General features: G+C 50.9%; 27 protein-coding genes and 1 riboswitch. Of the genes, 4 read left to right on the forward strand and 23 right to left on the reverse strand.

Annotated elements, in window-relative coordinates; genetic code table 11:
- Window positions 1-74 precede the first annotated feature (74 nt).
- The 8 genes from AC0VZ8_RS29720 to AC0VZ8_RS29755 form a co-directional block, all read right to left on the reverse strand.
- The gene (locus tag AC0VZ8_RS29720; RefSeq protein ID WP_071219702.1) at window positions 75-1,037 is read right to left on the reverse strand and encodes an MraY family glycosyltransferase; all 963 of its coding nucleotides are present in this window, start codon (window positions 1,035-1,037) and stop codon (window positions 75-77) included.
- A gap of 518 nt (window positions 1,038-1,555) precedes the next feature.
- Window positions 1,556-2,857, reverse strand: coding sequence for a pyrimidine-nucleoside phosphorylase (locus tag AC0VZ8_RS29725; RefSeq protein WP_071219703.1), 1,302 nt, complete (start codon window positions 2,855-2,857; stop codon window positions 1,556-1,558).
- A gap of 176 nt (window positions 2,858-3,033) precedes the next feature.
- Entirely contained in the window at window positions 3,034-3,741 is a 708-nt protein-coding gene (gene deoD, locus AC0VZ8_RS29730; protein WP_076325327.1) for a purine-nucleoside phosphorylase, read from the reverse strand.
- Window positions 3,742-3,764: 23 nt separating this feature from the next.
- Window positions 3,765-4,943, reverse strand: a complete 1,179-nt coding sequence (deoB, locus tag AC0VZ8_RS29735; RefSeq protein ID WP_260068201.1) for a phosphopentomutase — start codon at window positions 4,941-4,943, stop codon at window positions 3,765-3,767.
- A gap of 83 nt (window positions 4,944-5,026) precedes the next feature.
- Window positions 5,027-6,205 carry a NupC/NupG family nucleoside CNT transporter gene (locus tag AC0VZ8_RS29740; protein WP_071219706.1) on the reverse strand — a complete coding sequence of 393 codons (1,179 nt, stop codon included), beginning with the start codon at window positions 6,203-6,205 and terminating at the stop codon, window positions 5,027-5,029.
- An 80-nt stretch (window positions 6,206-6,285) separates the two neighbouring features.
- A complete protein-coding gene (deoC, locus tag AC0VZ8_RS29745; RefSeq protein ID WP_475485275.1) occupies window positions 6,286-6,951 on the reverse strand; it encodes a deoxyribose-phosphate aldolase in 666 nt (221 codons plus the stop codon).
- Between the two features lie 390 nt (window positions 6,952-7,341).
- Window positions 7,342-8,277 (reverse strand): sugar-binding transcriptional regulator, encoded by a 936-nt coding sequence (locus AC0VZ8_RS29750; protein WP_260068199.1) that lies wholly within the window; start codon window positions 8,275-8,277, stop codon window positions 7,342-7,344.
- Between the two features lie 169 nt (window positions 8,278-8,446).
- Window positions 8,447-9,181, reverse strand: coding sequence for a ThuA domain-containing protein (locus AC0VZ8_RS29755; protein ID WP_475485276.1), 735 nt, complete (start codon window positions 9,179-9,181; stop codon window positions 8,447-8,449).
- 158 nt (window positions 9,182-9,339) lie between these two features.
- Between AC0VZ8_RS29755 and AC0VZ8_RS29760 the strand changes: the two genes are divergently transcribed.
- Window positions 9,340-10,218, forward strand: a complete 879-nt coding sequence (locus AC0VZ8_RS29760; protein WP_083397575.1) for an AraC family transcriptional regulator — start codon at window positions 9,340-9,342, stop codon at window positions 10,216-10,218.
- A 497-nt stretch (window positions 10,219-10,715) separates the two neighbouring features.
- Here AC0VZ8_RS29760 and rnhA read toward each other — a convergent pair whose 3' ends face one another.
- Both rnhA and AC0VZ8_RS29770 read right to left on the reverse strand, forming a co-directional pair.
- Window positions 10,716-11,378: a ribonuclease H gene (rnhA, locus tag AC0VZ8_RS29765; RefSeq protein ID WP_475485277.1), complete on the reverse strand. Its 663-nt coding sequence runs from the start codon at window positions 11,376-11,378 to the stop codon at window positions 10,716-10,718.
- Between the two features lie 28 nt (window positions 11,379-11,406).
- Entirely contained in the window at window positions 11,407-11,631 is a 225-nt protein-coding gene (locus AC0VZ8_RS29770) for a hypothetical protein (protein ID WP_054404324.1), read from the reverse strand.
- Window positions 11,632-11,799: 168 nt separating this feature from the next.
- Here AC0VZ8_RS29770 and AC0VZ8_RS29775 point away from each other — a divergent pair, with 168 nt between their 5' ends.
- Window positions 11,800-12,759 (forward strand): helix-turn-helix transcriptional regulator, encoded by a 960-nt coding sequence (locus tag AC0VZ8_RS29775; protein ID WP_071219711.1) that lies wholly within the window; start codon window positions 11,800-11,802, stop codon window positions 12,757-12,759.
- 76 nt (window positions 12,760-12,835) lie between these two features.
- A complete protein-coding gene (locus tag AC0VZ8_RS29780; RefSeq protein WP_260068195.1) occupies window positions 12,836-13,360 on the forward strand; it encodes a DinB family protein in 525 nt (174 codons plus the stop codon).
- Window positions 13,361-13,523: 163 nt separating this feature from the next.
- On the opposite strand, the gene AC0VZ8_RS29785 is transcribed toward AC0VZ8_RS29780, so the two are convergent.
- Genes AC0VZ8_RS29785 through ehuB form a run of 9 tightly spaced genes read right to left on the reverse strand, consistent with a single transcriptional unit; the run spans window position 13,524 to window position 20,235 of the window.
- Window positions 13,524-14,054, reverse strand: a complete 531-nt coding sequence (locus AC0VZ8_RS29785) for a DUF2179 domain-containing protein (protein ID WP_015737571.1) — start codon at window positions 14,052-14,054, stop codon at window positions 13,524-13,526.
- The gene (gene thpD / locus AC0VZ8_RS29790) at window positions 14,051-14,959 is read right to left on the reverse strand and encodes an ectoine hydroxylase (RefSeq protein WP_475485278.1); all 909 of its coding nucleotides are present in this window, start codon (window positions 14,957-14,959) and stop codon (window positions 14,051-14,053) included. The genes AC0VZ8_RS29785 and thpD overlap by 4 nt, the downstream gene beginning before the upstream one ends.
- 14 nt (window positions 14,960-14,973) lie before the next feature.
- Window positions 14,974-15,366 (reverse strand): ectoine synthase, encoded by a 393-nt coding sequence (locus AC0VZ8_RS29795; protein WP_475485279.1) that lies wholly within the window; start codon window positions 15,364-15,366, stop codon window positions 14,974-14,976.
- On the reverse strand, window positions 15,363-16,655 hold the full coding sequence (gene ectB / locus AC0VZ8_RS29800; protein WP_475485280.1) for a diaminobutyrate--2-oxoglutarate transaminase: 1,293 nt from the start codon (window positions 16,653-16,655) through the stop codon (window positions 15,363-15,365). Before ectB ends, AC0VZ8_RS29795 begins: the two co-directional genes overlap by 4 nt.
- A 16-nt stretch (window positions 16,656-16,671) precedes the next feature.
- Window positions 16,672-17,184, reverse strand: coding sequence for a diaminobutyrate acetyltransferase (gene ectA / locus AC0VZ8_RS29805; protein WP_071219716.1), 513 nt, complete (start codon window positions 17,182-17,184; stop codon window positions 16,672-16,674).
- A gap of 25 nt (window positions 17,185-17,209) precedes the next feature.
- On the reverse strand, window positions 17,210-18,067 hold the full coding sequence (gene ehuA / locus AC0VZ8_RS29810) for an ectoine/hydroxyectoine ABC transporter ATP-binding protein EhuA (RefSeq protein ID WP_475485281.1): 858 nt from the start codon (window positions 18,065-18,067) through the stop codon (window positions 17,210-17,212).
- A gap of 14 nt (window positions 18,068-18,081) precedes the next feature.
- On the reverse strand, window positions 18,082-18,744 hold the full coding sequence (ehuD, locus tag AC0VZ8_RS29815) for an ectoine/hydroxyectoine ABC transporter permease subunit EhuD (RefSeq protein ID WP_071219717.1): 663 nt from the start codon (window positions 18,742-18,744) through the stop codon (window positions 18,082-18,084).
- 2 nt (window positions 18,745-18,746) lie between these two features.
- Window positions 18,747-19,400 carry an ectoine/hydroxyectoine ABC transporter permease subunit EhuC gene (gene ehuC, locus AC0VZ8_RS29820; protein ID WP_113059538.1) on the reverse strand — a complete coding sequence of 218 codons (654 nt, stop codon included), beginning with the start codon at window positions 19,398-19,400 and terminating at the stop codon, window positions 18,747-18,749.
- A gap of 1 nt (window position 19,401) precedes the next feature.
- Window positions 19,402-20,235, reverse strand: a complete 834-nt coding sequence (ehuB, locus tag AC0VZ8_RS29825; protein ID WP_475487783.1) for an ectoine/hydroxyectoine ABC transporter substrate-binding protein EhuB — start codon at window positions 20,233-20,235, stop codon at window positions 19,402-19,404.
- A gap of 376 nt (window positions 20,236-20,611) precedes the next feature.
- Window positions 20,612-20,757: riboswitch (cyclic di-AMP (ydaO/yuaA leader) on the reverse strand.
- 614 nt (window positions 20,758-21,371) lie between these two features.
- Here ehuB and AC0VZ8_RS29830 point away from each other — a divergent pair.
- Entirely contained in the window at window positions 21,372-22,136 is a 765-nt protein-coding gene (locus AC0VZ8_RS29830; protein WP_475485282.1) for an exosporium glycoprotein BclB-related protein, read from the forward strand.
- Between the two features lie 57 nt (window positions 22,137-22,193).
- On the opposite strand, the gene AC0VZ8_RS29835 is transcribed toward AC0VZ8_RS29830, so the two are convergent.
- From AC0VZ8_RS29835 to AC0VZ8_RS29850, 4 genes are all read right to left on the reverse strand, one after another.
- Entirely contained in the window at window positions 22,194-22,937 is a 744-nt protein-coding gene (locus AC0VZ8_RS29835; protein WP_127593874.1) for an SDR family NAD(P)-dependent oxidoreductase, read from the reverse strand.
- A gap of 187 nt (window positions 22,938-23,124) precedes the next feature.
- The gene (locus AC0VZ8_RS29840) at window positions 23,125-23,736 is read right to left on the reverse strand and encodes a flavin reductase family protein (RefSeq protein ID WP_475485283.1); all 612 of its coding nucleotides are present in this window, start codon (window positions 23,734-23,736) and stop codon (window positions 23,125-23,127) included.
- Entirely contained in the window at window positions 23,733-24,686 is a 954-nt protein-coding gene (locus AC0VZ8_RS29845; protein ID WP_475485284.1) for a ring-cleaving dioxygenase, read from the reverse strand. The genes AC0VZ8_RS29840 and AC0VZ8_RS29845 overlap by 4 nt, the downstream gene beginning before the upstream one ends.
- 227 nt (window positions 24,687-24,913) lie before the next feature.
- On the reverse strand, window positions 24,914-25,993 hold the full coding sequence (locus AC0VZ8_RS29850) for an AI-2E family transporter (RefSeq protein ID WP_260068189.1): 1,080 nt from the start codon (window positions 25,991-25,993) through the stop codon (window positions 24,914-24,916).
- Window positions 25,994-26,178: the final 185 nt, after the last annotated feature.

The following is a 26,178-nucleotide window of genomic DNA, read 5'->3' on the forward strand; positions in this document are numbered from 1 at the left end:
CCCGCCACCAACATCCATTTGGAGACGAGACTTCAATAACGCACCGGAAAAAGCTTATGTCAGACTTATACGCCTCAGGCGGCGCCATTCATGGCAAGTATGATGGCAGCCAGACCGAAACAGAGATTCAGCAAGCACAGAAATACCAATGTCTGCTTCTGATTGAGCCCCGTTGCCAGCAAACGATAATGCGCCTGCGATGCATCGGCCTGATAGATCGGCTTGGACTGAAGCATTCTGCGGATGACCACAATGATATTATCGAAAATCGGTACGCCCAGTGCGAAGATCGGAACGAATAAGGACGCCAGGGTTGCACCTTTAAACGCACCATCCAGGGCAATGATCCCGAGTATGAACCCCAGGAAGGTTGCACCGGCATCCCCCATAAACACTCGGGCCGGCGGCTTATTATATCGTAAATATCCCAGCGCAGCACCTACAAGAATGACGGCAAGCAGCGCGGATTCGCCTCTGCCCAGCGTAATCGCCACAACAAACAGCGTGCCTCCGGATATGGCGGAGAGCCCTCCAGCAAGACCGTCGATGCCATCCGAGAAATTAATAACGGTCGTTACGCCAAAAATCCACAAAATCGTTAAGATGAGCTGCAGCCATTCCGGCAGGTTAATATACTGACCCGTAAACGGATTGTTGAATCCTTCAAACGCGATGCCATAGCTGTATACAACAACGGCTGCGCTGACCTGTACAATGAGCTTCGGCAGCGAGGCCAGCTCCTTGCCCTGGGACTTATACCAATCATCCACAAGTCCAATGCCAAGAATAAGAGCACTACCGATAAAAATGCCTACCGCTTCCCTTGAAATGGCGCCGGTAAGCGCAAAATAAGTGATGAAAAATCCGATAAATATGGCGACCCCCGCTGTCAGCGGTATCGGCTCGCGGTGTATTTTCCGCTCGCTGTCCGGTCTTGGCTTGTCCACAAAATCAAGCTTGATCGCAAGTTTACGAAATGGCGGAATCAGCACCAATACCAGCACCATGGATATGACAAACGCTGCAAAATAGAGCATGGTTTCCTCCCAATAAATGATGAATAATGGAGAACATTGCATTCTAAGTATATGACTTATAGCGAACTCTATCAACCTATCAAAAGAAAAAGACTGCTGCATCAGTAGAATTTCTACTTAGCAGCAGCCCTCCCGGACTCACAGGTTAAGACTCCTTCTTCACCGCAAGTCCAATGATCATAACGATAAGTGCCAGCAAAGCAATCAACTGATCGATGGTCATGGCCAAAAGCCTCCTTCAAGCAGGATGGCTCTTGCCCGGGCTACACATCTCCCTCTCCCGTTAAATGCCTTACGTTTTCCCCACTACCATCTTATGAGGGCCCCCACCCGTTTTATGACGGGCCGCCAAAAAAACCTGCTCCCGTTCATAAAACGCGGGAAGGCAGGTTGTATTGGCATAGCTTGGAATATGAGCACGGATATGGTGATGAGATGAGCTATTCGTACGGAGCAGCAGTGCTCATCCCGATGCTCCTCCGTGTTTCGAATATGACTCGCTACGGATTAGGCTTCCCTTACTCCGTCACGATGTCATAAATCAATACAGGCGCATCCGCATGATCTGCAATCCGAATGCTTTCATACAGCTTCTGCTTCACGTCATCCACGTTCTCGCGATTAGCATGAATGGTTACAAGGGAATCACCCTTCTTCACGGCATCGCCGACCTTCTTGTTCAGCATCAGGCCTACAGCCAGATCAATCTCGGATTCCTTCGTCGCGCGGCCGGCTCCAAGCAGCATCGCTGCGGTACCGATCTCATCCGCTACCAGCTCTGCGACAACGCCGTCCTGCTGGGCAGGAAGCTCAATCAGATATTGCGCCTTCGGCAAACGGTCCGGATGATCCACCACGGACGGGTCCCCGCCCTGGTTCTGAATGAATTCCTTGAACTTCTCCAGTGCCTTGCCGTTGCGGATAACCTCTCTTAACATCTCTTCGGCATCTTCAAGCGAATCTGCCTTCTGCGCAAGGTAAACCATCTGCCGGCCCAGAGCCAGGCACAGCTCCTCCAGATCCTTCGGTCCCTCGCCGCGAAGTGCATCGATCGCTTCCTGCACCTCCAGCGAGTTGCCAATCGCAGCGCCAAGCGGCTGGCTCATATCGGAGATGACCGCCATCGTTTTGCGGCCTACGTTGTTGCCGATGCTGACCATGGCGTGTGCCAATTCCTTGGCATCCTCCACCGTTTTCATGAACGCGCCTGCGCCGGTTTTAACATCCAGCACAATCGCATCCGAGCCGGCGGCGATCTTCTTGCTCATGATGGAGCTGGCAATCAGCGGAATGGAGTTGACGGTGGCCGTCACATCCCGGAGCGCGTACAATTTTTTGTCCGCTGGGGTGAGGTTTCCGGTTTGGCCGATGACGGCGATTTTATGTTGATTCACAAGGTTCACAAATTCGTCTTTGCTGATCTCCACATGGAAGCCCTCGATGGATTCCAGCTTGTCGATCGTTCCTCCGGTATGGCCGAGGCCGCGTCCGGACATCTTCGCTACCGGAATATCCAGAGCCGCTACGAGTGGAGCCAGTACAAGCGTCGTCGTGTCGCCTACGCCCCCGGTGGAATGCTTATCGACCTTGATTCCCTCAATTGCGGACAGATCAATCGTTTCGCCGGAGTTTACCATCGCCATCGTCAAGTCCGCCCGCTCCCGGTCGGACATGTCCTGGAAGTATATCGCCATGTTCATGGCGCTCACCTGGTAGTCGGGAATGTCTCCCTTGGTATATCCGTCGATAAAGAAATTGATCTCTTCTGTTGTCAGTTCCTTGCCGTCGCGTTTCTTCGCAATTAAATCAACCATTCTCATCGTACATTCTCCTCACTGTTTGCGATGATTGTATTCCTTGGGCATCACTACAAATGCAGATCCTATCGCTGTTGCCCCCAGATTCCTTAGATTGTTAATATTGTTGGAATCCGTGGGCAAAGGCGACCGGTTCGCTTCTCCAAAACCAATCCGCTTTCTTCGTCGGGACTGTTTGATTACAACGAAATCGCCGTATCCAGGGCCACTTCCATCATCTCGTTAAACGTCGTTTGCCGCTCCTCGGAAGAAGTCTCTTCCCCTGTGAGCAAATGATCGCTTACGGTCAGGATCGTCAGGGCGTTTACGCCGAAACGTGCGGCAATCGTGTAGAGCGCCGTTGTCTCCATTTCCACGCCGAGAACCCCATGCTGCATCAGCTTCTCCACCACGGATTTGTCCTCGCGGTAGAACACATCGGACGTGAACACATTGCCGACATGCATCTTCAGGCCTTTCTCCTTGCCGCGCTCATACGCACCCAGCAGCAGCGGGAAGCTGGCGATCGGGGAGAAATCATAACCGTTAAAGTGGTGACGGTTCATGCCGGAATCCGAGCAAGCCGCCTGGGCCAGAATGACGTCGCGCACACGAACATGCTCCTGCATCGCGCCGCAGGTTCCGACACGGAACAAATTTTTTACGCCATAATCCCGAATGAGTTCATTGACATAAATCCCGATGGAAGGCACGCCCATGCCCGAACCCTGCACGGAGATGCGTTTTCCTTTGTAGGTTCCCGTAAATCCGAGCATGCCCCGCACTTCGTTGTAGCAGGTCACATCCTCCAGATACGTCTCGGCAATAAATTTAGCCCGCAGCGGGTCGCCTGGCAGCAGAATCGACTCGGCGATATCTCCCGGTTTCGCTCCAATATGTGTACTCATGTCCCATTCCTCCACTTGTTCGATTATTTCAAATCATTCAAAAAGCTGGTTCCGTTCTCCGGCAGCTTCACGCCGAAGTTGTCGGCAACCGTGGCGCCGATGTCGGCAAAGGTTGTGCGAAGCGGCAGTTCCTTGCCTTCCGTAAAGCGAGGGGAATATACAAGCAGCGGCACGTATTCACGCGTATGGTCCGTGCCCTTGTAGGTAGGATCATTGCCGTGGTCGGCCGTGATGATCAGAAGATCATTCTCCGTCATTTTCTCGAACACCTCAGGGAGGCGCCGATCGTAATCCTCCAACGCTTGGCCATATCCTTTCGGATCGCGCCGATGTCCGTACACGGCATCGAAATCCACGAGGTTCAGGAAGCTCAGACCCTTGAAGGATTCACCCAGGGTTTGCACCATTTTATCCATGCCGTCCATGTTCGATACGGTTCTGACCGCCTTCGTAATGCCTTCGCCATCATAAATGTCGGAGATTTTACCGAGGGCGATGACGTCAAGACCAGCATCTTTCATCTCATTCATCGTGGTACGTCCGAAAGGCTTCAAGGCATAATCATGCCGATTCGCCGTACGCTTGAAGCTTCCCACCTCGCCAATGAACGGACGGGCGATGATCCGGCCGAGCATATAAGGATCTTCCAGCGTGATTTCGCGGCAGAACTCGCAGATTTCATACAGCTCTTTCAGTGGAACGATATCCTCATGCGCAGCGATTTGAAGCACGGAATCCGCCGAGGTATAAATGATCAGCGCTCCCGTTTTTACATGCTCTTCGCCAAGCTCTTCGATAATCTCCGTTCCGCTGGCCGGCTTGTTGCCGATGACCTTCCGTCCGGTCTTCTCTTCGATCCGCTGGATCAGCTCGTCCGGGAACCCGTCCGGGAATACGCGGAATGGCGTATCAATATACAAGCCCATGATCTCCCAGTGCCCCGTCATGGTGTCTTTGCCATTCGAAGCTTCCTGCATCTTCGTATAGTACGCCCGAGGTTTATCCGCGGCCGGAACTCCTTCGATCTCCCGGATATTGGACAGCCCGAGCGCTGCCATATTCGGCATGTTCAGCCCGCCGCACTCGCGGGCAATATGACCCAGGGTGTCGGATCCGATATCGTCAAAATCAGCCGCATCCGGTGCTTCGCCGATACCTACAGAGTCCAATACAATTAAATGAATTCGATCAAAACGTTCCATATCCAAGTGATCCCCCTCATATATGAGTTTTTACATCAAAACTATCCATAAGGCTCGCTTGTTGTTATCCTTCCATGACTTGCTTACAGGAACAGTCCCGCAATCGTTGCCGACAGCACGCTCACCAGCGTTGCGCCGTACAGCAGTTTGAGGCCGAAACGGGCAACCACGTTCCCCTGCTTCTCGTTCAGGCCTTTGACTGCGCCGGCAATGATGCCGATCGAGGAGAAGTTGGCAAAGGATACCAGGAATACCGATACGATTCCCACAGTGCGTTCGGACATATCCGTGAAGTTGGCCAGGTCGAGCATCGCGACGAACTCGTTCGATACCAGCTTCGTAGCCATGATGCTGCCTGCATCCACTGCCTCTTTCCAAGGTACGCCCATGACAAAAGCAAACGGGGCAAAAATGAATCCTAACAGCTCTTGGAAGGTAATCCCGAAAATCATATCAAAGATGCCGTTGATCATCGCAATCAACGCAACGAAACCGAGGAGCATCGCAGCAACGGTAATCGCTACCTTGAAGCCATCCATGATGTATTCGCCCAGCATCTCGAAGAAGGATTGCTTCTCCTCCTCCTGCACCTCCAGGATATCCTCATCCTTCTCGACCTTGTAAGGGTTGACGATGGAAGCGATGATAAATCCGCCAAACAGGTTAAGCACAAGCGCGGTCACCACGTAACGCGGCTCAATCATCGTCATATACGCGCCGACGATCGACATCGATACGGTGGACATGGCGGAAGCACACAATGTATACATCCGATGCTTCGGAATGAGGGCAATCTGTTTTTTTACCGAAATAAACACCTCGGATTGCCCCAGAATCGCCGAAGCTACCGCATTGTAAGACTCCAGCTTGCCCATGCCGTTGACTTTACTCAAGACGAGACCGATATATCTTACGATAAACGGCAGTACCTTAATATATTGAAGTATACCAATCAATGCGGAAATAAACACGATTGGCAGCAGGACATTCAAGAAGAACGGACCCGCACCTTCATTGGCAATGCCGCCAAACACAAACTCGATCCCGGCTCCGGCATAGTCAAGCAGCGCTTTAAACGTATTCGCTATCCCTTTAACAAGATACTCGCCGAAATTCGTGTTCAGCAGAAAAAATCCAAGGATCAGCTGCAGCACAATCATGACAGCCAGCGGACGGTAACGGATGCGGCGCTTATCATTGCTGATAAGGAACGCAAGACCGAATACGACCAGCAAACCTAGTATGGCGATTATAAATTTCATCGTCGTTGTTCCCCCATAGGTGTTTTTTTTGATATGACACGTCTACCGAATCATCGAAAACCGGATATTTGCAACATCATTTAGTAGGAAGAGCTGGATTGGCCGCCCTCCATAATTTTCACGCCGGAGCTGGCACCGATACGCGTTGCGCCTGCTTCGATCATGCGGTCCATATCTTCCTTGCTGCGGACGCCGCCGGAAGCCTTCACGCCGGTGTTCTCGCCAACGGTTTTGCGCATCAAGGCTATGTCTTCCGGTGTGGCTCCGCCCGTGGAGAACCCTGTTGACGTCTTCACAAAATCCGCTCCCGCTTTCACGGACAGCTGGCACGCACGTACCTTCTCTTCTTCTGTGAGAAGGCTTGTCTCAATAATAACCTTGACCAGGGCTTTGCCCTTTGCTGCATCCACTACAGCCTGAATATCGTTCAGCACAAGCTCATCGTTACGATCTTTGAGCGCACCGATGTTAATGACCATATCAACCTCCGTTGCCCCGTTAGCGATGGCATCCTTCGCTTCAAAAGCTTTTACTGCGGATGTCGTAGCTCCCAGAGGGAAACCGATGACCGTGCATACTTTGACGTTGGTGTCCGCTAGCTGCTCAGCACAGTAGGATACCCAAGTCGGGTTCACGCAAACCGAAGCAAATCCGTACTTTTTGGCCTCATCCGTAATTTTCGCAATCTCGGCTTGGGTTGCATCCGCCTTCAAGAGCGTGTGGTCGATCATTCCTGCTATATTCATCTGGTTAAAACACTCCTTAATCTGTTTTTTTAGTAACTTGTAAAAGCGCTATCATAACGCTTAATCCTTTAGACGGGACCATCATATCACAGCCTTGAACATATGTAAAATACATATTGAAAATATGTTCATTCCGATTTATGGCAATGATATTTATCATTGTTAACTAAAACGACAATCCATCATTCAGGAATAATCTAACAATTCCCTCCGTTTACTATGCTCTATACCCGATCAGGGTAAACAGAAACAAAGAATCGGCCTCCTATTAAGCAAGGGTCATTCAATTTCTGCGCACAAAAAACACCCCGTCCAGGTAAGTTTGAAGCCGTAACCGGTTCGAATCTCCCTGAACGAGGTGCTGTAAACTTTGACAATATGTCAAACTTTTTATGATAACAAGGCTTGCGCCGTAAACTGGTCCGTCACCAGGATGTTTGCATATTTGCCGATCAGCGCGGCTCGAATGGCATCTACCTTACGCTGCCCGCCTGCCACGAGAATGGATTTCTCCTTGTGGCGCAAATCTTCCAAATCGATGCCCACCGTACGGTTGTTGATATCCTCGCTGCACACCGTGCCCTCCGCATCAAAAAACCGGGAGCAAATATCGCCGGCGCCGATCCGCTGCAGCAGCTTCTGTTCCTCCTTGCTAAGATAGCCAAGTCTGAACAGAAGCGCATCCTCATGAACGGTACCCACCGTGAACATGGCGATGTTCGCTTGTTTGCCTAATTGGATAATCCGCTGGATATGCCGGTCCCTCTCCACCATCTCTTTCAGCTCGGTGGTGTCAAAGATGACGGGCAGCGGCAAATATCTCGCCATCGTGTGGTACGCCTCGGCAAACAGATTGACGATCTCTGCGGCATACGTGTTCACATGCGAATGACTGACGCCGCCCTTCAACTGCACGACCTCGACGCCCCGAACGGGCTTCTGCTGCAGCTGAAGCGCCACGGCATGCATGGTCGTTCCCCAGGTCACGCCGATGATGTCGGCATCCTGGACCGTTTCATGCAGGTAATCGGCTGCCCTTTTGCTGATATGCTTCTGGATTTCACGGTATTCATTGATAGGGGAATAACTCACCAACACCTGTTCCAGGCCGTACTTCTTCTTCACTCCTTCGCCCAAAGCGTCCAGGTCCTCGAGAGGGTCCACGATGCTGATCTGCACGTAGCCCTGCTCCTTGGCATGCTGAAGAAGCCTGGAGACCGTGGGACGTGAAACGCCGAGCCTTGTCGCGATATCCTGCTGGCTGTAATCCGACATATAATACAATCTTGCCGCCTCAATGCTAAGGCGCTGTTTATCCTGATCCATGATCCAACCCACTTTTATTATGTCGTAATCGAATTGGGTCCATTATACATCGTTATGCTGATGATTTCGATAGCGGACGTCGTTATGAACAAACAAGCGCCCGCTCAACGGTTGTATTCCAGATGTCTCAGGGATACACCGTTGATATGGACGCTTGCAAAGGATCAGCCTATACCGGCTGAACGTATTCGAGCGGAGATACCCGGCCATAGGAGGTCTTCGCGCCCTGGATCGGCGCCGCCCAGGCCACGGCATTGGCAATTACCTGTTGAATTTCAGGTTGATGGTAAGTAGGGAATGCTTCATGACCCGGTCTGAAATAGAACAGCTTGCCGCGTCCGCGCTTGTAGCAGCAGCCGCTGCGGAACACCTCGCCGCCTTCGAACCAGGAGATAAACACCAGTTCATCCGGTGCCGGGATTTCAAAGCGCTCACCGTACATTTCCTCCTGCGGAACCTCGATATATTCTCCAAGTCCGCTTACGATCGGATGGCTCGGATCGATGACCCACAACCGTTCCTTCTCGCCGTCATCGCGCCATTTCAACGCGCCTGTGTTAGTGCCGAGGAGGCGCTGGAAAATCTTCGAGCCGTGACCGGAATGCAGGACGATGATTCCCATGCCGTCCAATACGCGCTGGCGCACTTTTTCCACGATATCATCCCGTACTTCACCGTGAGCCACATGCCCCCACCAGATCAGAACATCCGTTGAAGCGAGCACCTCATCCGTCAAGCCGTGTTCCGGATCATCCAATACGGCGGTGCGTACGACGAACTGAGCATCTTTTCCCAAAAAATCGGCAATCGTACGGTGGATGCCTTCAGGGTAAATCTTAGCGATCTGTTCATTATGTCTCTCGTGCCGGTATTCATTCCATACCGTTACATTGATATTAGCCAAGGGTAGTGGCCTCCTTTAATATTGAAATCCAGCGACCTCTTATACATTCATCCCAAGTATAGGCTGTGTTACAATGAACGGGAATGTGTGAAAGTTACTCTTTTTGTACAAAAACGACTTCGCGTTTTTTTGGGGAGAGGGTGGAATTCGTGCTATCGATGAACGCTGACTATGTGCCAAGAATCAAACTGATGGGATTTGTCTCCTACAAGAACCCCTGGATTCATTTCAAGCGGAACACACACGAGTATATTCTGTATTTCGTGAAGAGCGGCGAGCTTCATATGCGGGAGAACGGCGTTTCCCATGTGCTGAAAAAAGGCGACTTACTGGTCCTGGAACCGCATCTGGACCACGAGGGAACCCAGAAGCATCCCTGCGACTACTACTATATTCACTTTGAACACCCCGATATTCGTCAAGCGCCCGAGCGTCCCTTACCCTTGCTGGCCAAGCAGTGGATCATGGGCGAGAACGAGACGGCAGGCAAGAACGACAGCAGGCAGCTATATTTCCCCAAGACCTGCACGCTAACCCAGAAAAAAAGCCTTCATCATATGTACCATGCCCTCGGCGAAATGCTGCAGCTATATAGGCGGAAGCACTTTAACCGCAGTTTGACCGCGATCAAATTCATGGAAATGCTGATCGAGCTGTCCCGGGAGAGCCTGTTCGATGAGATGGAGAAGAACAGCCCACATACCAAGTCCTATATGAAGGTGCATGCGCTGCTCGACTACATCCATGAACATTACGCTGAGAAAATCATCAGCTCGGATATCGAACAGCGCTTCGAATGCAATTATGATTACATCAATCGGGTATTCGCCAAGCTTACCGGTCATACGATCATGCGATATGTGAATCAGGTAAGAATCAATCATGCGAAGGAATTAATCGAGGCCACGCACCTTAGCTTCGGTGAGATCGGGTATCTGACCGGCCTGGAGGATCCGTTCTATTTCAGCAAGATCTTCAAAAAATACGTCGGCATGTCCCCGAATCAATACTATAAGCAGGTCCGCGAGAAGGAATAAGCTTGGCTTACCCGTTTTCTGCCTCCCTGCATTATAGTCGTCGTATCGTCGTGGATAGAACCAAGCAAGCGTTTAACGGTTGACCTTCGGCGTTGGGGATAACCCGCCACCCCTCCAAGTTAATAGGGAGTTATCCTTGCACTTCTCCACATTTGTTCACAAACGCTGGATAACTTCCTTGTATTAAAAGATCGGAAATTCAGTTTGTGCGGAACGAACGGGGATAATGTTCATAACTCTGTGTATAACGAACTTATTCAAGATGTTATGCACAGTTCTTCCGGTGTGAGGTAAGTCTTCTGTGTTAATTATCCACATGCGTTGATTTGGATTTTTCCGCATGAACCCGGAATCATGGCATATAAAAAAAGCGAGAACAGGGAAGCCTCCTCCCTGTCTTCGCTTTTTAATAGTAAGGTGCCCGTCCGCTCATAAAGACGTCGATATCTAAAACAACCTTTTATATAGCTTCGAACGGCTTCCTTCTGCTGCCCTCGTTACTTGCGCCCGTAATCGGCCTTGATCTCGCCCCAGCTCTTCGTTTGCCATTTCAGAACCTTGTTCTCATATGTATTGGTTCGAAGCCAGTGCTCGGCCCGGTCCACCAGATCCCAGATCTCTTGGGTTGACGCGTCGCGCGGAAGCGTGGTCGCCACCTTCTTCTGCTTCAGCCATTTGATTGCATTCATGGAATCGCTGTACACCGTTTTGGTGCTGCCGATTTTCTTCAAATAAGCCAGCGCGTGAACGATGGCCAGAAACTCGCCGAGATTGTTCGTTCCCTTCGATATCGGTCCGCACGAGAACAGAATATCTCCCGTCTGCGTATCCACGCCTTTGTACTCGACGGGTCCCGGGTTTCCTCGCGTCCCCACATCTACGGAAATGCTGTCATAATCGATCTCACCCGGTTCTTCGTCAGCAGATGCACTGCTTCGCTTGTAGTTTTTGGAGCCTGAACTGCCCGATTTGCCTCCAGACTGCTGCCCCCAGTAATTTTTATAACCGGCCGCATATGCCTGTTCCGCTTCGCTTCGGGATTCGAACGCCTTGAACTTCGCACCTGTAAACTGATTGACCTGCTGTTGGCATTCGCCCCAGCTTGTATAAATTCCGGGCACTTTACCTACCCAGACTACATAATATTTTTGCTTCGCCATTATAAACCTCCATTCCGAACTAACCTCTCTAGCGTACTATATCACATCCTCCGAAACCAACAAAAAAAGCGCCATCGTCTCCGATCCGCTTTCTGTGTTTGATCTTATTCAATTGTTCCTGTTTCGTCGGCTTTACTCTCACATGCTGTGACAGCGCACTGTAATCTTCGTTGGTCTTTCTCATTGAGACGGCTGACCATGTTCCGGCACGTTCCGCTTTGCGGAGCGCTTTTTGCGTTTTGGTACGGGCCATAAGGCTCACACTCCTTGTATTATAGAATTCCCTTATATTGTACGGCAAAATGGATGGGAATGGAACAAAAGGCAGTCTGGGATTTCCTCTCCTTCTTCATAAAACCTATGATATAATACGGAATCATTGGAGAATAGATCCAATTAAGATAAGAGGGGTTGAAGCGATATGAAACTAGAGCGGCTCATATCCATGATTTACATGCTGCTGAACAACGAGATCCTGTCCGCGTCTGCCCTGGCAGAGAAATATAATGTGTCCCAGCGAACCATATACCGCGACATTGATGCAATCTGCGCAGCCGGCATTCCCGTTGTATCGTATCAGGGAGTGAACGGCGGTTATGGCATTATGGAGCAATACAAGATGGACAAAAGCTTGCTTGGCTCCTACGATGTCAGTGCCTTGATCACCATCCTGCACAGCATGTCCACGGTGTTTGAGGATGAACGGGCCATGGATACCATTCAGCGTCTGCAGACCATCGATCGTTCCGCCAATTCGGCATCGCAGGGATTGTCCATGGATATCGGGAGCTGGCGCTCTTACAACGAAAGCCTCCGACTTCTTCGCCGCGCCATTACCGACAAGCATGTGATCTCCTTTCAATACATAAGCGCCAAGAATGAACGCATTCACCGTAAAGTCGAGCCCCTGCGACTCATGTATAAATTCGGCTCCTGGTATTTGTACGGATTCTGCAGAACAAGGGCCGATTACCGCGAATTCCGAATTTCGAGGATATCGGAGCTGTCCCCCTCCGCCGAGCCCTTTTTGCACCAGCATTCGGAGGAGCACACGCACGGTCCTCATCTTCAAGAGCAAAATCAGCACGACCGAGGGGAGCAGCATCCCTGGGAGCCTTCATCCGATGCGATGGAAGTCATCCTTCACGTATCCCCCCGGGCCTTGGCGAAAGCGATGGATCAATTCTATGATGTGCAGCGGGAATTTTATGAAGACGGCTCGCTCCGTCTCACGTTCAAGGTCCAAGATCCGGATTCCTGGTGGTTCTGGTCAACCCTGCTGAGCTTTGGCGAGGATATCGAGATCATTGAGCCGGCTGGCTTAAGGACGCTCATGCAATCCAAATTAGAAAAAATGCTGCAGGTATACGCAAAAGTATGACAGTCCGCTGTCATACTTTTTTATTTACAATGTTCCCAAGAAAGCAAAAACGAAGAAGCCAAAGGGGACGATCACAATGAATTATCCTGTAAAAATGTATGAGTATCATGTATGGGCCAACCAAGCGATATTCAACCGTCTGCTGGAGCTGCCGGGGGAATTGTACAATCAGAAAATAACGAGCATTTTCCCAACCGTATCCGAGGCGTTGATTCACATTTACACGGCGGATCTTGGATGGATCAACATTTTGTCGGGGATGGATATGAAGCAGGCTTTAACAGAGGCCTTCCAGCTTCGGGAAGAGCTTGAGTCCATTTCACTAGAGGACCTAAACCTCCGGTTTATCGAACTATCCGAGCGATTCGCGGCCTTTCTGGGCCAAAATCCTGACCTGGAACGGATCATCCGATTGGATAATCCTTATGCCGGGATCCGGGACACCCGCCTCTCCGAGATCATACTTCATGTCGTGAACCACGGCACCTATCATCGTGGAAATATTGCTGCCATGATGCGCCAGCTCGGAAGCTCCTCCGCGATGACCGACTACGCTTTTTTTTGGTACCAGAGTGAACCGGAGTTGGTCTTGCCTAAATAACTCGCAGCACCAGCGGCAATCCCCTGATCCGAAAATTCCATGCCGGTTCAGCCCGGCAAAAGCCTGCTCCGAACGGGTTCGAAGCAGGCTTTCCTGTTTCCTGTTTCCTGTTTCCTGTTTCCTGTTTCCTGTTTCCTGTTTCCTGTTTCCTGTTAAAAGCGTGTTACAGTTTGCGTCCTTCCGTCAATCGCACCCAGAAGCCGCCTTTAAAGCTCTTCGGTTCATGGGAGATAATGAACGCCTGCGGCGACATTTTGGATAGTGACTCCATCAACCGCCGCTCATTCTTCCGTTTCACGAGAACTTGAAGCACGAGCCGTTTGCCATCCTTGCCGTCCGCTTCCCAGGCAGTCACGCCATACCCCTTCTCCCGCAGGTTCATCGCCAGGTTCGTCTCAACGGAATTCACGATAACCTGTACCACGATGTACCCGAGTGCCAGATACTCTTCGATACGACTGCCGGCATATACGCCAAGACCGAAGCCCAGGCAATAGGCCGCCATATTAAAGGGATTGTCCAGATTTTGCAGGACGAGATTAAGGCCGAGCAAGTAAACGAATACCTCCAGCATGGCCAGGAGAGAGGCGATCCCTCTCCTGCCTTTGATCATCAGAATCAGACGCAGCGAAAAGATTGAGACATAAACCACGTTGATGCCGATGATGGAGCCGATAAGTGACAGCGAGATCATAAAGAATCGCGGGTGGCGATGTACTCTGGCCTTGGCTTCTGGCCCGAATACGGCTGCTTGACCTTATTCTCCACGCTGTTATAAACCATGAAAATATTGCTGCGCGGCATCGGCGTAATATTGCTGTTCGAACCGTGCATAATATTGCAGTCAAAAATCACAATTGAACCGGCTTTGCCGACAGGCGTGTCGATACCGCTTTTCTGCACCATGCGTGTCAGGCTGTCATGATCCGGAACGCCGTACTCCTGTTTGCGCAGGGAATCCTTGAAATGATTCTCCGGCGTTTGGCCGATGCAGGCCACGAATTCCTTATGCGATCCAGGCACAACCATAAGCGGTCCGTTATAAGAGTAGTTATCCTCCAGAGCAATGGAGCAGCTCAAGGCTCTCATACGAGGCATGCCATCCTCAACATGCCATGTTTCGAAATCGGAGTGCCAATAGAACTCTTTGCCCGTGAAGCCCGGTTTGTAATTAATCCGCGATTGATGGATATACGTCTCGCTCCCCAAGAGATACTCCATGATCGCCACGAGTCTCGGATGCCGGGACAGCTTCTTGAACACTTCATGGCTCTCATGCACCGCAAAGACCGATCGAACTTCGTTCCCGCCCGGCTCCCGGATCACTTCATCCTGGTTCAGCTCTCTTGCCGATACCTGTAAACTTCGGGCTTCCGCCTGATATACCGACAGCTCTTCTGGACCAAAGAAGTCTTCCAGAAATAAATATCCGTTGCGCTCATAGAAGTCGGATTGCTCCTGCGTTAACGCAGCATCCGGCGTCCATTCCGAATGTACGACAGGATCCTGTCTCTTTAGGATCCGGGGTTCCGAATGCACTCTTGAAGGATAAACGTCCAGTTCTTTTTCCTGAAGGGCCGACACATGATTATTACTCATCGCATATCATCTCCTTAGTCTGAAATTGGGGCAAGCAGCGGGTAGGTTCCTTCCTTATCGTGAACTTCCGCGCCGGTAAGCGGCGGATTGAATACGCAGACCATTCGCATCTGCGAACGAGCTCTCAAATAATGCTTCTCGTGACCGTCCAGCGCATACATCATGCCTGGGGAAATAGGGTACGTTTCACCCCCGACAATCTCGATTTCCCCCTCGCCTTCGATGCAGTACACGGCTTCGACGTGGTTTTTGTACCAGATCAGCGTCTCCGTTCCCGCCTTGATGAGGGTATCATTGAGAGAGAAGCCCATGCCGTCTTTTGTAAGCAGAAGCCTTCTCGAGTTCCATGTCGTTGTACCAATGTCATCCTTGGTATCCACGATCTCTTCCAAATGTTTAACAATCATGACAACCTCTCCTCTGCTGCTAATTGTTTGATACTGCTCTCAAATATCCCCAATCCCTCTGCCAACGTGTTCATTTCAATCGTAAGCGGCGGCATTAGCTTTGCCACTTCGCTGTACGGACCGGACGTTTCCATAATCAGTCCATGCTCGAAGGCCAACTCGGACAGCCTGCCTGCGAGCTCCGGCTTATCAAAAGCAACCCCCTGAATCATGCCTCTGCCGCGGATTTCGCCGCCGAGCTGAGGATAATCCTTCACAACGCCTTCCAATGATTGGCGAATCCGATTTTCCCTGATGCCGATATCAAGCTGAAAATCTTTCGTTTTCCAATAATTCAGCGCTTCGGCTGCTGCAACGAATCCGAGATTATTGCCCCGGAAGGTACCGTTATGCTCCCCCGGCTCCCATATATCAATCTCCGGTTTGATCAGCGTAATCGCCATCGGCAAGCCAAAGCCGCCAATCGATTTCGAGAGGCATATGATATCCGGCTCAATGCCGGCATCATCAAAACTAAAGAACGGACCGGTTCGGCCGCAGCCCATCTGGATATCATCCAAAATCAGCAGCATTCCCTTATCCTTGCAGATGCGCGCAAGCTTCTGCAGCCATTCCTGGCTGGCGGCGTTCAATCCGCCTTCCCCCTGCACCGCCTCGACGATCACTGCGGCCGGCAGCGGAATTCCGCTTCCCGGATCATCCAGAAGTTTCTCCATATATGCCATCGTATCCACGTCGTCACCAAAGTAACCGTCATACGGCATAAACACGGAGTGACTTAGATCCACGCCGGCACCCTGGCGCTTGAAGGAGTTGCCGGTTACCGCCAGCGATCCGAGCGACATGCCATGAAAGGCATTCGTGAAGCACAGAACGGTGCTGCGCCCTGTCACTTTACGGGCGATTTTGAGCGCGGCCTCTACGGCATTCGTTCCGGTCGGACCGGGAAACATCACTTTATGATCCCACCCGCGCGGCTTCAGGATGACCTCCTGAAATCGGGTCAGAAACGTTTCCTTCGCACCCGTAGCCATATCCAGGCTATGCGTGACGCCATCCTTCAGGATGTAGTCGACTACCTTCTCGCGAATCTTCTCATTGTTATGTCCGTAATTCAAAGCCCCGGCTCCCGCAAAAAAATCAATGTATTCATTACCCTGCGTATCCCACAGCTTCGCATTTCGGGCCTTGTCAAAAACCGTCTGAAAGCTCCGGCAATAACTTCTTACTTCCGATTCCAGCTTGTTAAACACAGTAAGCTTCGGTTTCTCCATGACTTGGTTGTCCATAGTTCCCTCCATTTGTTTAAATGTCATTGAAAAAGGGGCCAATCACGAATAACGGCTCATCTTCATGGGACGTTCCATCGGGGAACATCTCTGCTCCATAACCTACGGTTACGGTGCTGGGAATGGATTTCTCCTCGGCATAACCGAGAAACAAACGACGGGACGCCATGTTACTCGGCGATACCGTAGCTTCAATGTAACGGACGCCATGGCATGCCTTCTGATTCATCAGATTTGTCAGCATTGCCTTTGCAACGCCTTGCCTCCGATGCGAATTAGCAACGGCCACTTGCCATACGAACAGCGTCTCCGGATTGCGAGGAGAACGGAAGGCGGAAATAAAACCGATGATATCTCCTTCATGCTCGGCAATCATGCAGGTATCATGGAAGTAATCTCCAAGCAGCATGTAGCAATAGGGGGAGTTCAGATCAAGCGATCCGGTGTCGCGTATAAGCTCCCACACCCGGGTACCATCCCGGGCTTTCGGTCTTCGGTAAACAATTTCGGTATCGGTATCCACAGCCATTCTATACAATCACCTCTTTCCAGAACTAATTTCCGTTGGAACGGAATCGCTGCAGGAAGCTCTGCAGGCGCTCGCTCTGGGGATTATCGAATATCTCCTCCGGCGTGCCCTGCTCAACGATCCTTCCCTCGGCTCCGAAGATGACGCGGTCGGCTATTTCCTTCGCAAAATCCATCTCATGCGTAATCAGCATCATGGCCATTTCGCCTTCCTCCGCGATTTCCCGGATCACCTCCAGCACTTCGCCGACCAGCTCCGGATCAAGCGCCGAGGTCACCTCGTCAAAAACCATAACCTTCGGCCGCATGACCAGTGCTCTGGCGATGGCAACCCGCTGCTTCTGGCCCCCGGACAGATTGGACGGGTACATCTTCAATTTGTCGGCCAAACCGACCTTACTGAGCATGGAGACGGCCCGCTCCTCCGCCTCCTCCTTGGATAAACCCAGCACTTTGCGCGGGGCCTCCGTCACATTGCGAAGCACGTTCATGTGCGGGAACAGATTGAAATGCTGGAAGACCATGCCGACATTGCAGCGCATCCGGTGCAAATGCTTTTCATTGGCCCGAACCAGCTTCCCTTTCTCTTCCATATGCCAGAGCAGCTCGCCATCAACCTCAATGGTTCCTTCGGTGGGTTCTTCCAGCGTCATCAGCATCCGGCCCATCGTTGTTTTGCCCGATCCGCTCGGACCGATCACAGCCACCTTTTCTCCAGGCTGCATCTCCAGATCGATGCCTTTAAGCACCTGTAGATCACCAAACGACTTGGTCACGCCGGTATATTTCACAATCGGCTTTGTACCCGTAGCGATAACGGGATTTCCCTCCTGCTGCGGCACCTTCGACGCTTCCGCTTGCTCATCGATCACAACGGCATTCAATTGATTCCCTCCTTTTATTTTCCACGCTGCAGATTCATGCGTTTTTCCAGCCTTTGCACAAGCAATGAGGCGATATAACTGATGATCAGGAACAGAATCCCGACCATCGTATACGGTTCAAATGCACGAAACGACTGCGACACGATATTTTTGGCCGTCAGCATCATCTCCACAAGCGTTATGGCGCATAGAATCGGCGTCTCTTTAAACATAACAATCAAATAATTACCCAGTACCGGAATGATCGGCGGCACCGCTTGCGGCAGGATAATACTTCGCCAGGTTTGGGCTTTCGTGTAATTCAGTGCTGTGGCAGCCTCCCATTGTCCCTTCGGCACTCCCTCGATTCCGGATCGGTACACCTCGGACAGATATGTGCTGTAATGCAGCCCGAGACCGATCACCCCGGCATAGAAGGCCGGAATGGAAATTCCGGTAAGAAGCGGCAGACTGTAATACAGGAAGAAGACCTGCACCAGCAGCGGTGTATTGCGAATAAATTCGATCATTCCCTTGGTTATTAATGACAGCACCTTAAATCGGCTCCGCGCTGCAAAAGCAAGCAGCAAGCCGATGACCAATGCCACCGCGAAAGCGCAGATCGTCACCCATACCGTCATTTTTAATGCACTCAAGAGCTGGGGCAGGATATCCCATACATAGTTCCAATCCCACATGACTATAACCTCCCCGCTGTCCATTTACGCTCCAGCAGTCGAACTGCCAGCGAAACAAGCGTAGCAATGACAAAATACATGAGGAGCAGCAGCACCAGAATCTCGGTCGTCCAGGAGATGTAATTATTGCGGAGCACCATGGCCTGATACGTTAAATCCGCCATCGTGATGAAATAAACCAGTGAGGTGGATTTGATGAGCTCCACAAGCTGATTCCCGAAGGGGGGAAGCATTCGCAGGGACGCTTGAGGCAATATGACATTCCACAGTCTTTGCCAAGGCTTCAGATTAAGCGCTACAGCGGCTTCCCATTGTCCTTTCGGAACGGCCAACACGGCGCTGCGAACGATTTCCGAGCCGTATGCGCCGAAGTTCAGCCCGATCGCGAGGATCGCAGCCAGCATTTTCGGAAGCTCGACGCCGATGAACGGAAGGGCGAAATACAACCAGAACAGCTGCACCAGCAAGGAGGTCCCCCGAAAGACTTCCACGTACACGGCTGTCAACGTGCGAATGATCCACAGCTTCGACAGTCGGCATAACCCGGCTGCAAAGGACATCACGACCGCAAGAATGGCTGAAAAGAAAGCAACTACAATCGTGATCTCCGCCCCTTTCAGCAGCGTAGGGAGAAAATCAATCCACGAATTCGGCATGCTATTCCCCGCAAAGGGCAGCGGCCGTCATCTCGCCCGGGAGCTCTTCTTCTGTGAACCCGAACTTCTGCAAAATTTCCAGCAGCTCGCCCGACTCCTTCATTTTTTGAAGCTCCGCATTATAAGCCTCCTGGAACTCGGTATCCGCTTGGCGGAAAGCCGTAGCTCCATAACCGCGAACGCTTTCGCCGTCGATGACCGGCTGTTCGAAATCAGCCACGCGTTCGATGCTCTCGTCGCTGGCCGAATCCAGCATCGCCTGCAGGGACGGCCCCGTCATGGTAATTGCATGCACCCGGTCTGCCTGAAGGGCGCTAATGGCCGAGGCCTGGTCGGGGACCTGCACAATCCGGTCCGCAGGAATGCCAGACTTTTCCATATAGCCGATTTCGACCGCACCGGTCATAACGGCGACCTTCGCTTGGTCATGATTGGCAATATCCTCATAACTTCCGAGTCCCAGCGGATTCCCTTGCTTCACCGCAATGGCTTCCCCGATGCTGTACTCCGGATTAGCAAACAATACGGCAGAGCAGCGATCCGGATTAATGAACATGCCTGCGGTAATTAGATCAAACCGCTCGGCCTGCAGTCCGGCAACCAGCGATCCGAATTCCGTAAGCTCTCCCCTCATTTCCTTGATGCCAAGCCGCTCCAGAATAACCCTCGCAATTTCAACCGCTTCTCCTGTCAGCTCCCCGTTGGCCTCTTTATAGGCATAAGGCTTCTCATTCGCAAATCCCACGGTGATATACCCCTGCTCAATGGCTTGCTCCAATGTACTCCCTTTGTCACCGCAAGCCGCAAGCGACACCCCCATAATCAATGACAACATCAGTACAACCACTCTTTTCAAAACTTTCCACAACCTTTCATTATGACTTTGGTATGCTTAAAAATGGCATGTTGAAATTGCCCATGTTAACACATATGTTAACTGGGATTTAACCTATTCAGATACCTTGCATGGGCCGGACCTTCAGGGAAGATGATTCATCCATCTCATTCCACGCTTAAACCCAATGCCATCTGATCGATTTAATTGCTTTTGGTTAAACATTTGCAGGCCTTGCCCCTCCTCTTTAGCAGAATACAAAAAGACCACCAAACAGGGGATTTAGACATAGCTCCGCCAGCAGGGGGTCAAAAAATAGAGAAAAGGCCCCTAAAGAGAATTAAGGGCCTTTGTTATGAACATCCATTATGTATGCAAGACCCATCCACTGCTGACGAGGTTAGCTGACGGACTCGGGTAAGATGGTACCCTACACTCGTGATTCCAAGTGACTCGCCCCTGGTGAAACTGGTTCCCCCGCTTTCCGGAAAATGTATGCCGGAAACTAAGCGTGTGTCCATGATAAAGGGAACTTCAGGAAAAGTCAAACCCCTTTAACCGCTTTTTCTGGAAATTCAGAGGCGGAAATGCCGTTCTTCCAGGGCCTATGACAAGCATGAAAAATGCCTCATTCAAGCCTCTTCCCCAACGATACAGGAATTTTATCCCAGCCTCATTTTTCGCTATATAGCAGGCATTTGACATGCCTCCCTTACTCATTCATGTGGTGGATCGTTTATGCCATGAATTACATTCGGATTGTGAAAGCTTTCCCCACACATTTACGGCGCAAATTTTTTTTTTGAAACGCTGCGTTACAGAGCCTATGAATATCGTAGGGAGATCCGAAATTCATCCTATAGTTTTGCTATTCGTCAATAGATGAATGCCTCCGGGGCTAGCGTACATTCTGGAAATTATAGGTGTTTATCTATCATTTATGCGCTATTAACCCATGCCGTACCGAGAGTATTTGCGTAGTATAGAACAAATCTAAAGGAGGTGCTTCATTTGGAACGTTCTTCTAGAAAGAGAAAATTGTGTGCTCTTAAAAAATAGAGAAAAAAGTCATTCATGCGAAGAAAAAGCATTGCCCGTCTCATGGTCATGGTGATCATAAAGGCCATGGCGGTGGCATGAAAAAGCGTCGATGCCCAAGAGCTATCCGTGGACCTGTAGGTCCTCAGGGTCCGATCGGACCGGTTGGACCGGTCGGACCTATCGGGCCTGTGGGACCTGCCGGACCGACAACCGGTATTGCAGGACCTGCTGGACCTGCTGGACCAGTCGGGCCTGTCGGACCTGTTGGACCTGTCGGACCTGCGGGACCTACTGGAGCTACTGGAGCTACTGGGGCAACAGGGGCTACAGGAGCAGCCGCAGGAGGAGCCATCATCCCATTCGCATCCGGCATACCGCTTGCTCTGACCACCGTTTTAGGCGGATTAGTTGGATCCGTTGGTCTCGTAGGATTTGGTAACTCGGCCAATACGTTTACGCTGGCTGGCGGTACGATTGACCTCACTGGAGCTGCTGGAACTCTGCTTAACATGGCGTTTAACACGCCACGTGCCGGTACCATCACTGGCATCTCCGCTACCTTTAGCACTACTGTGGCGCTTTCCCTGCTGGGAACTACGGTTACAATTACAGCACAACTGTACAGTGCGCCGGCTACAAGCAACATTTTCGCACCGATACCAGGCGCTCTTGTTACGCTGGCTCCGCCTCTTACGGGCGTTCTCGCTCTCGGTACGGTAAGCAATGGCTTCGTAGAAGGCCTGGCTATTCCGGTGCCGGCCAATACACGCCTGTTAATGGTATTCTCGGCAACCGCAGCTGGCGCAACACTTGTCACTGCAGTGGCAGGTTACGGCAGCGCTGGTGTCAGCATTATATAAGTTTCGTTTTCCACCTGCAAAAAAAGCCCCGATTTTCATATCGGGGCTTTGCTTCATTTACACGGCTGTATATCCGCCATCCACCAGCAAGCTCGTGCCTGTAATGAAGGACGCATCTTCACTGGCGAGGAACAACACGGCTTTAGCGACTTCTTCCGGCTGTCCCAAGCGGCCCATCGGATGAAGGCCAACCAGGTGCTGGGTGATCGCTTCCGTTCTTCCCTGAATAAGAGGAGTATCGATATATCCCGGACATACGGCATTAACCCGGATCCCTTTAGGTGCATAATCTGCGCTCATCGACTGGGTTAACAGCTTAACGCCTCCCTTAGCGGAAGCATAGGCGGTAACGCCCGCTTTTCCGACATGGCTATGGATTGAGCCGCAGTTTACGATCGCCCCTCCGGTTCCTTGGGATAACATTTGCTGGATTACATATTTATCGCACAGGAACACTCCTGTCAGATTAATATCAATCGTTCTTTGCCAGTTGTCCATCGACAACTGATCGGCAGGAGCATCATGAGCAATGCCTGCATTGGCGAACAATACATCGACACGGCCAAAATGCTCAACCGTCTGCTTCACCATATTTGCAACTTCCTGTTCTTGGGTTACATCCGTTTTAACGAACAGCGTTTCAAAGCCTGCCCCTCTTAATTCATCGGAAACTGCTTGTCCCCGGTCCGAATAATCCGCGATAACAACCTTGGCTCCCTCTTCCACAAAAAGCCTTACCGCTGCTTCGCCGATCCCGCTGGCGCCTCCCGTCACAATGACAACCTTGGATTCAAACTTCATTTGTCGACCACTCCTATTTTGTGAATTCATCATATCAGCTCCACATTCATGTAGAGTTTGCATACTTCAGGCATGATATTCCACAAGCCCCTTTTCTTTCTTAAACCTACGTAGTATCGAATGACGGCATATGAATTCATAACTTGATATTCGCTGCGTCCTAACCTTTTTATCCGCCCGTCCGTTGTTATACCGGCCGCTCGATCGTAAACATCTCTCCCAGTGCAGAATAGATGTTTCCCGCCATACGGCTCACAGGCTTCAACTTGGCAGCGTCAATCCGGCCTTGCTCGTATAGCTCCTCCGAAACATGAAAGCGGACTACGCGGGCAATCAGCAGATCGGCAGCAGGCAGTTGATCCGCACCATTCAAGGTAACGATCTGCTCCAGTACACATTCCATACGAATCTTGGATTCCAGAACGCCGGGAACCTTAACCACCTCGCTTACGATCGGGGTTAGATTGGTTCGGTCAAGCTCACTCTCGTCCGGAGGTAGGTTCGCCGCCGTTTCGTTCACGGCTTCAACAGTATCTTCGTCCACGATGTGGATGACAAGCTCGCCGCTTTGCATGGCATTTCTCGCTGTATCCTTCGCCGTGCCGTTCTTCCGCTGAACGGAAACGGACAGCATGGGCGGATTACTCGTCAGAATAGAGAAATAACTGAACGGCGCGGCATTCAGCACACCGTCCTCCGATAACGTCGTAACGAAAGCGATCGGCCGCGGAACAACGCTCCCGATCAGCAGCTTGTAGATGTCCCGTTCGCTTTGAGTATTCGGGTCTATGGATATCACTTGAGTTGCCCCTCTCCTGTATTTTTGACTTGTATAGGCTCCAGTCCTTCCTCAATACGGGCTCGCTCCGGTTCAAACCAGACAGGAAGTTTCAATTGCTCCCCCAGCGAGTCCAGATCTTCATCCACCGTAAACCCGGGCGGATCGGTTGCGATCTCAAACAAGATCCCCCCTCGTTCCCTGAAATATAACGATCTGAAATAGTTGCGGTTCTTAATCTCTGTTGGCAAAAAGCCATGTTGTTTCACCCACTCTTGCCATGTAACATGCTCACCATCATCTTGGGCCCGCCATGCGATATGATGGGTCGTTCCAGCGCCTCCGGTTCCCAAAGGGATATCCCGCATCGGCAAATCGATCACGTTGCCGAAAAGGCCCGCAGCTTGAAACCGGGCATAATTAACGTCCTCTCCGATGTAGGTCAGTCCCATGACCTGCTCCAGCGCCTTCTTCGTTTCCTCCCAATTGCTGCTGAACAGAACCGCACCGCCGAATCCCTTTATCGCTGTATCCGGAGTTATATCGTCCACGGACCAGCCGTTATTCGGTCCGCCCTCCCGCTCCACAAGCTCAAGAGAAAGTCCATCGCGATCAGAGAACTGAAGATAATGTTCGTTAAACCGAAATGCTTTCATGACAGGAACGCCGAATCTCCGTAAACGCCCTTCCCAATAAGGCAGGGCACCTGCAGGGACGACAAATGTTGTATACCCAACCTGTCCTCCTCCACGTATCCCTCTTCGTGAAGCAGAAGACGGAAAGAAGGTGATAATGGTCCCCGGGTGCCCCGCCTCATCCCCGAAATACAAATGGTAAACCTCAGGCGCATCAAAATTGACCGTCTTCTTCACCAGTCTTAGCCCCAGCACAGCTGTATAAAAATCAACATTTCTCTGCGGATCCTGCGCATAAGCGGTAATATGATGTATGCCTGCCGTTTGTAATGCCATCTCCATCGACTCCTCATCGTTTCGTATCCATACCGATGTTTCCCTACATGATTTTCGGTTCGTATGATGAAATATAGTCTTTAAATTTAATATCTTTAATTAAAGATTATATTTTTTTCATACCATTGTCAAGCGGCCCTTCATATCTCAGGCAGACAAAAAGCCGCCAAGAACGATTCCACGCTCTTAGGCGGCTCCAGCATGCAGCTGCGGCCACATGCCTATCCCTATGCTTTTTGCCATTTTTCCTTAAAGAACAGCTGATACACTCTGGTTACGATAATCTTAATGATCATGTAAATCGGTACCACCAGCAGAATCCCTATAATTCCGCCAAGATCCTGTCCCACCAAAACCAGAATAATGATCGTAATGGGGTGGATTGCCAGCTGTTTGCCGAAGATATACGGACCAATCAGGTTATCCTGAATCTGCTGGGCGGCCAGAATGACAACAAGCGACCAGATCGCCGTCCCCGGGGACTGGATGAACCCGATAATCACGATCGGGATCGAGGAAAGAATAGCTCCGATAAACGGTATGAAATTCGCAATGACCGCGACAACCGTCAACAGCAGCGCATAAGGCAGGCCAATGATCAGGAAGCCGAGATACATCAAGACGCCCAGCGCCAGATTGATGAGGACCCGGCCCACGATAAACCCTTTGAGCGCGTTATTGATTTCATCCAGCACCGAGCCTCCTACTTCCTTGAATCGGTCAGGCAAAAAGCTGACAATCATCTCCCCGAACTTTCCGCCTTCCTTCAGCATGTAGTACAGCATGATCGGGAACGTAAATAAAACGATGGCAAAACTCGAAACAAACGAAAACAGGTTCATAATATAATTCGTGAGGAACGTGAAGCCTTGGTTCAAATAATCAGTTAGCTGTGTAAGCGGATTTGCGTTCTCCGGGAATATATCCTTGAAGAAGCCGTTATTCTCCCATTCCTGTAGCTGCTCGCCAAGCTTTGCAAACAAAGCGGGGGCATTCTGTACAAGGGCCACGATCTGATCCCGCAGGGATGGCCATACCCCAATAATAAAACCTGTAAGTATGCCTGCAAACACGACATATAGGAGCAGAATGGCCAGCGAGCGATTTAGCTTGCGCTTTTCGAGAAAATCAACCAGCGGCCTAAGCAGGTAATAGAAGAATCCGGACAGCATCAGCGGCACGAGGATGATCGAGAAGAAAGAAAGCACCGGTCTGAATATAAAATCCACCAGCGATCCCAAATAAATAATAATGAGGACCAGGATCACGGCGAGACATAATTTGAAAAACTTGTTCATTTTCAGCAAAAAGCATGCCCCTTCTTCTATTTTTTTCACCATCGTATCATGACCACGTGTGCATATACAAATCGCTTGGGTCTGCACTGATATAGGATGTCGGATCGTATCGCCATCGCTTTTATTAACCATTCGGTTCACTTCATCCTGCGGATATATACTTCTCCTAACGCCTCACGTATAATATGATGGAT

It is taken from the genome of Paenibacillus sp. QJM3NY_38 (assembly GCF_056173265.1).